The organism is Sinorhizobium fredii USDA 257 (assembly GCF_000265205.3).
Taxonomy (GTDB): Bacteria; Pseudomonadota; Alphaproteobacteria; order Rhizobiales; family Rhizobiaceae; genus Sinorhizobium; species Sinorhizobium fredii_B.
Genome location: NT_187158.1, coordinates 1 through 6,448, shown reverse-complemented (window position 1 = coordinate 6,448; position 6,448 = coordinate 1). Strand labels below are relative to the sequence as shown.

Below are 6,448 nucleotides of genomic sequence, written 5' to 3'. Positions count from 1 at the left end.
CCTCGCTTGCATACCGCCTTGCGCGTCGGGCATATTGCCGACGGGTGAAATCAGTCCAGCCCATTGTGGTCTCCGTTCGTCCTAAGCAAACAAACAGAATCACAACTGGCTGATTTCACTCAACTCTTTTTCGGTCAGGCTCTAAGGCTTTACGCACTCACTTATTATCCATGAGTTTTTGAAACATGTAGGTGTATTCGAGGGCGTAGCGGCGGGCGTGTTCCTGCAGGTTGGCGGCGGCGGCATGACCGCCCTCGATATTTTCATAATAGTAGAAGGGCAGGCCCATGTCTTCGAACAGGGCGGCCATCTTGCGCGCGTGCACTGGGCCGACGCGGTCATCCTTTGTCGAAGTCTCAAAGAAGGGTTCCGGATACGCTACGCCCGCCTTGACGTTGTGATAAGGCGAGATCGAGCGCAGGAAGGCGCCTTCAACCGGATCGTCGGGACTGCCATATTCGCCTTGCCAGGAGGCTCCTGCCGACATGCGGGTGAAATTGACCATGTCGAGAAGCGGCACCTGGATCACGACTGCGTTCCACAGGTCGGGGCGCTGGATCATTTGCACGCCCATGAGCAGGCCGCCGTTCGAACCCCCCATGATCCCGAGATGCGGTGTCGAAGTAACCTTCTTGGCGATCAGGTCCTGCGCAACGGCCTGGAAGTCGTCATAGACGCGCTGACGATTTGTCTTCAAACCGGCGTCGTGCCATTTCGGGCCGAATTCGCCGCCGCCGCGGATATTCGCGAGCGCGTAGGCACCACCCTTTTCCAGCCACAGTTTGCCGAGCACCGCCGAATAGCTGGGCTGCATTGGAATTTGGAAACCGCCATAGGCATAGAGGATGGTCGGGTTCGTGCCGTCCAGCTTGACGTCCTTGCGCGCTACGAGGAAGTATGGAACCTTCGTTCCATCCTTCGAGGTCGCCCAGAACTGCTGTGCTTGCAGGCCTCCGGCATCGAAGCGTTCTGGGGTCGAAGTGATCTTCTCGACTTGGCCGGTTGCAGCATCGGCGCAAAACAGAGTTGAAGGTTCGAGGAACCCTTCTGAGAAGACGAACAACTGATCGCTCTCATCGTCGCTAGACGTCAGGGACAGCGTCGAATTTTCCGGCAGAGCCAGCTTGAAAGACGACCAGCCGCCCTTGCCGAAATCGAAGCTGCGCACCTCGCTGGTGACATTCGATAGGATCGACAGCACGAGACGATTTTTGGTCTGGGTAGTGCCTGCGACAGATTGATGCTCGTTTGGCATGAACAGCACAAGCGGTTCAACGCGCGCTGGATCGGCGAGCGCCGCCTTGAGATCGAAAGCGATAATCGCACCATTGTGGAAGACGGTGCCTTTGGCCGAGGTCCAGTCCGACTTCAACCAATAGATTGCCTGGCCCTTGTAGTAGCTGCTAAAGACGGCCGTGGTCGGTAGGGGCAGGACCACCTTGCGCGTATCGGTGTGGCCGTTTGGGTAAAAGGCTAGTTCGGTATTGAAGAAGTCGAGGCCGCGATACGAGGTGTCCATAACATACTTGCCATCGATGTCGCGTAGCACGCCGCGCTCAGCCGAGACGTCCTTCTTTTGGCCGCGGAAAATCTCGACCGCCTGATCCAAGCTCTGGCCGCGCTTTACCACCTTGGTGACGTAGGCATAGCCGGAAGAGGTCACTTCACCCAGCGTCCATTCCCGGGTCACGTAGATGGTGTTCTCGTCCACCCAGGTCACGGACTGCTTGCCTTCGGGTAGGACGAAGCCTTCCTTAACGAATTCACCCTTGGCAATGTCGAATTCGCGGACCACATCCGCATCCTTGCCGCCATCGGACAGGCGGATGAGGCAGAGATTGCTCGTGGGCGGCAGGCAGTCCCCGCCTTCGAATACCCAGGTCTTGCCCTCGGCCTTGGATAGCGCATCGACGTCGAGAATTGTGCGCCATTGCGGGTTGCCGGACCTGTAGGACTCCCAGGTCGTGCGCCGCCACAGGCCCTGCACGTGCGTGCCGTCCTGCCAGAAGTTGTCGATCATCCCGTTGCGCGCGAAGCTGGGCGAAGCAATGCGGTCGGTCGCCTGTAGGATCGTCAGAGCGTCGGCCTGGTACTCGCTGTAACGCGGATCTTTCGACAGCTTATCGACGGTCGAAAGGTTATGCGCCTCGACCCAGGTCATCGCCTTGTCGCCGTCGATCTCGTTCAGATAGGCGCGAGGATCGGAGGCGTCCTTGGAAGCTTTGTTGGGGTTGGAATCAATCGCCGTGGCGACGGTGGTCATCTGGGGCTGGGCGGGAGCCGTCATGGTGACCATAGTCATCGCCATCATCAAGTTGTTCAGAAATGTAGTGAGCATGGTTTGCCTCTTCGAAAGCCTCGATAAACGTATTGGAAGCGTTTAAAATCAACCGCTTCGCACCCTTCTTAGCAAAAGCTGTGCCAGTCTGTGTGGGCAAGAGCTGTGCCAGCCCGGTTTTTTCGGGGTCATTGGGAGGCCGTTGTAGGAGAAGTGGCACTGTGTGTCGCAACCGCGAAACGGCGTTGGACGACGTCGGGCGCGGTCGGATCCGGCACTTCAGGGAGTTCGCGCTATAGGGTTGACTCGGGATTGTCGACACCCAGCCTTGCTTTGTGGAAGAACCGCGCTTCTGCGTATGAAGAGCCGCGCCGTCAGCGGCAATTTGGTCAACAAGCTCGGGGGATTTTTCCGAAAACCTGGTAGGCCGGTCAATTCGTCATCCCGGACTGTCCACCCAAGGGCGCACTCCAATAAGGGTCAAAGTTCAGTGCCGATTGACACCTCCGCCAGACCGCTGTCGCTCATCAGGCCGTCGGGGACCCCTCAGGAGCTTCCGGATATCGGACCTATCATTGGCGAGAATTGGCGCCACGGCTCCGAACCAGCCTAGAATGTCGTGATCGACGTACTGGTAGATATCAATCTACTGCCAAACCAGTTCGGTCCAAGGCAAGCTTCCACCTTACCTTGACCGTGCACTAGAGAGCGAGCGCCTCATGCCGGAAGCCGGGCGCCCGACATATATCAACATCCGCGGCGTGCCTTATAGGGCCGAGTTGCTGGAAGAGAACGGTCGCTCACGGGTTCGTATTTATCCTGTGACTGGCTGAGGAATGCGCTTGAGCTGCAATCTCGGTTGTCAGCGGAGCGGCGCACCGCGGGCAAGCCTTTTACCGCCCCAGCCACCGTCATAGGCCTGCTCGTACCAAGGGCGCTCATAGGAACTGCCCTGCGCAATGATATACGAGCGTTTGGTTAGATCGAAAACGGCGAACGGAAGTTCAACTTGTACATTCGATCCAGGAGTTCGCTGCTCCCCAGTGGAAGAGTGACCTTTCGCCGTGGGGCAGCAACCTTATGCGTTGACATACACGTATCTTGCGCGAAGCCCGCGCCCGATAGGATCACGCGGTTGCGGACGGTTTCCTGTATAGCATGCCGTCGCACCATACGTGTTCAACGCGGCCCCACTCGCAGGCTGCGGCTGCACTTGGGAAGAAGCCACGCCCATGGTAATTGGCACTTGTGTTGCAAAGCAACGGAATGCCCGTGAGCTTTTCATATTCGACAAGTACCTCGGCGACCTTATGCTGAGAGTTCCTAGAAATGGTTTGCAGCCGCGCAGATCCGTCAAGATGTACAACTGCAGGAACTTTGTCCTGCCACGGCATCTTCGTCTGGTGATCGAACAACATGTATGGATCGGGCGTTCCGGGACTAAATATATCCGGTGCACGGTCCTCCAGACATATTGGCGCAACTGGCCGGAAGTGTTCGCGGAATTTGATTTCGTTAAGATGATCTTTCATTTCCGGCGAGGTCGCAGCCGCCAGAATGCTTCTTCCTCCCAGTGCCCGTGGTCCAAGCTCGCTGCGCCCGGAAAGGAAAACCACGGGTTTGTTGCTGGCGAGGATGGCGGCCACTTCCGAGATGCTGCACGGGCTAGCATGCCACCCAGCTGGTACTTCGCCTGCTTGCAGGCTCGGGCCGCTGTAGACTGACCAGTCTAATGGCACGAACCCTTGCTGGGCCACTATTTCACAGCAGGCTGCACCAATCGCAGAGCCGCTGTCATTAGGAAAGGGCGGTACCCAAACCGAATCGAACAGGCCTGTCTCGCGCAGCGCACTGTTCCATTTAATATTGAGTCCACAGCCGCCAGCTATGCACAGATTGCGTGCTCCCGGCAGGGGATGGTGCTGCAAGGCGTTCGCCATTTCGTCAACGAGGAGACGTTCGAGGAAAAAATGAGACGATGCAAGCACGTCTTCGGGCGCCTCTGCCCCAATTGGAGCGCGCTCGCAGCGAAAAAATCGTGCACGGCCGCAAGTGAGGATTCCGAGTTGTTGATGTTCGCACGGAAGGCGCAGGCAAGCGCAGTATCGCCGGCAAAGTGTTCTTGATAGAGCTTTTGGAACACAGCAACGATGCGTACGTGAACTGATCCCAGTGCGATAAAGGCCATCAGTTTGCCGGCAACGCCAAGGTCCCAGCCCCCGCGGCTCGTCTGCTTATAGGGGCCGAAGTAGTGGCCCGCGGCAGCGTAGGCCTGACCTGTTACCGGGAACAAGGATTTGACGAAGCTGGCTCGCTTGCCTTCCACATGGTAGAGCTGCGGAAATATGCAGCCGTCCCACACCAGGCAAAGCGCAGGGTCTCCGGATTTGGCAAAGGGGCTGGTGCAGTATGCAGAGGCGACATGGCTCGTCACATGCGGATAGCTTCTGTAGCTAAAAACCCGATCACCAAGTGTGAGGCCGGAGCCGCCGATCCAATCGAGAAGTCCCTCGGCGTGACGTTCAACGTAAGGCGCGCCTCTGAGGATAACAGGAGTCTCCCCACTGAGGACCTTGAACCGCGACTCGGCCTCACCGTCCCAGCCGTCGATGACAAACTGATCAACATCTCTTGCATTGACCCCGTTTTCCGCCAGAGCCGCCACAACAGCATCGAGATTGTTGATTTCTTGATAGCGCGAATTGTTATTCCGCTTCTCCTGCTCAGTACAGAAGACGAGCCTTCCATCCTCGACAACGGCGATAGCCCCGTCATGGGTTAACTTGATGCCACAGACGCGCTTAGTGTCTCTATCCAAATCAGGTAGTCGATTTCTGAAAACGGGAAAGCAAGCAGTCTTCATTGACCGATGCGCCGCGGCAATAAAGCTGCTCCACCTCGATCAACGTTTCGTTCAACATCGCGATGACGGTCTCGGTACCGGCCACATGCCCCCAGCGCCGGCAATTAGCATCGATTGCGGATCCAAAAACCATGTGCCCACTTGGCGCCAGCATGCTCACCAGGTTGTGAACGGCGGTGCGTATCGCGGCTACATCCTCGAGATAATAAAGAACTTCGGCCACGACGATCAGATCGAATAGCTGCTGAGTCGAGAACTGTCGAACGTCAGCGACTATCCAGTTGATGTGAGACGATTCCTTCATCCGTTGCCTCGTTCGAGCAATCGCTCGCGGCACCACATCAATCACAGTCAGCCGCTTGCAATAAGGCGCCAGTTTTCCGTGAATGCGCCGGCCGCGCACCCGACTTCGAGTGCGTTGGTGATAGGACCTTGGGAAAACGACAACCGAAGCATCTGCGAATGTCGCTCCTGCTCGAACGCATTGGCGTCGAGCCGCCATGGGTCCTCCTCCGCCAGCTCACGGTGCAATAAATGATAGTTGTTGACCCGCGTCAAATTTGGCTCCGAAACACTGTGCACGATTTTGCTGGGTGGGGAGAGCGAGGCGAATCCGGAGGCGTGGAATGCACGCGAATTCCCGAGAAAGCGGTCGCCGGCAACGATGGCTCCGTCAATACTGCTACTTGTGGGCCCTTGAGTTCGCTCGAAGTAAAATCGATTTTTGTGATGCCAAACATCCAGGTTATGGAAGTTTCGCCAGTTCCGGTCACTCCAAGGGCGGGCGTGTTGGGGGCTGCTCGGCTTGATCGCATTCGTCTGGAGTGAAGAGTTGGAGTAGTCGCCCGATCGTTGAGAGGATGGTGTCCCGATGGGTGGTGTAGCTCGCGCCTGATGGCCGTGCTTTCCGGCAAGGGCCGGAGGGGATATCAGCGTGCGACTGCAGGCAGGCTGATTTGCGGATCATCGCTCATCGACGCCATAGTCTCAAGTGTCATATACCTGGCCCGCTGAACGGCCCATTCGTCGTTTTGCTCGAGCAGTAATGCGCCGACGAGGCGGACAATGGCTTCGTCGTTGGGAAAGATGCCGACGACCTCGGTGCGGCGCTTGATCTCGCCATTGAGGCGCTCGATTGGATTGGTCGAGTGCAGCTTTGCCCGGTGCTCTTTCGGGAAAGTCATGTAGGCGAGCACATCCTCTTCGGCATCATCCATAATGGCGGCGAGCTTCGGCACTTTTGGTCTTATCTGGTCGGCAACATTGCGCCACTGCGTGCTGGCAGATTCCGCCGTACCTGGGCGAAT

General features: G+C 57.3%; 3 protein-coding genes and 2 pseudogenes. All 5 read right to left on the bottom strand.

Annotation, left to right across the window (positions count from 1 at the left end; all coding sequences use genetic code 11):
* Positions 1-157: 157 nt before the first annotated feature.
* A complete protein-coding gene (locus USDA257_RS32820; protein ID WP_014857788.1) occupies positions 158-2,338 on the bottom strand; it encodes a prolyl oligopeptidase family serine peptidase in 2,181 nt (726 codons plus the stop codon).
* 1,067 nt (positions 2,339-3,405) lie between these two features.
* Positions 3,406-3,924 carry a carbamoyltransferase C-terminal domain-containing protein gene (locus USDA257_RS38935; RefSeq protein ID WP_354317289.1) on the bottom strand — a complete coding sequence of 173 codons (519 nt, stop codon included), beginning with the start codon at positions 3,922-3,924 and terminating at the stop codon, positions 3,406-3,408.
* Positions 3,925-4,104: 180 nt separating this feature from the next.
* A pseudogene (nodU, locus tag USDA257_RS38930) lies at positions 4,105-5,141 on the bottom strand (nodulation protein NodU); the annotation flags it as partial.
* Positions 5,098-5,726: pseudogene (gene nodS, locus USDA257_RS32810) on the bottom strand (nodulation methyltransferase NodS). The pseudogenes nodS and nodU, both read right to left, overlap by 44 nt.
* A 344-nt stretch (positions 5,727-6,070) precedes the next feature.
* Positions 6,071-6,448, bottom strand: a 378-nt coding sequence (locus tag USDA257_RS32805) for an IS256 family transposase (RefSeq protein WP_041415770.1), incomplete at its 5' end; no start/stop codon positions are given.

Excerpts from the sequence above, each read along its gene's own strand:
- USDA257_RS32820 (WP_014857788.1), bottom strand. The coding sequence starts at position 2,338 with ATGCTCACTACATTTCTGAACAACTTGATGATGGCGATGACTATGGTC.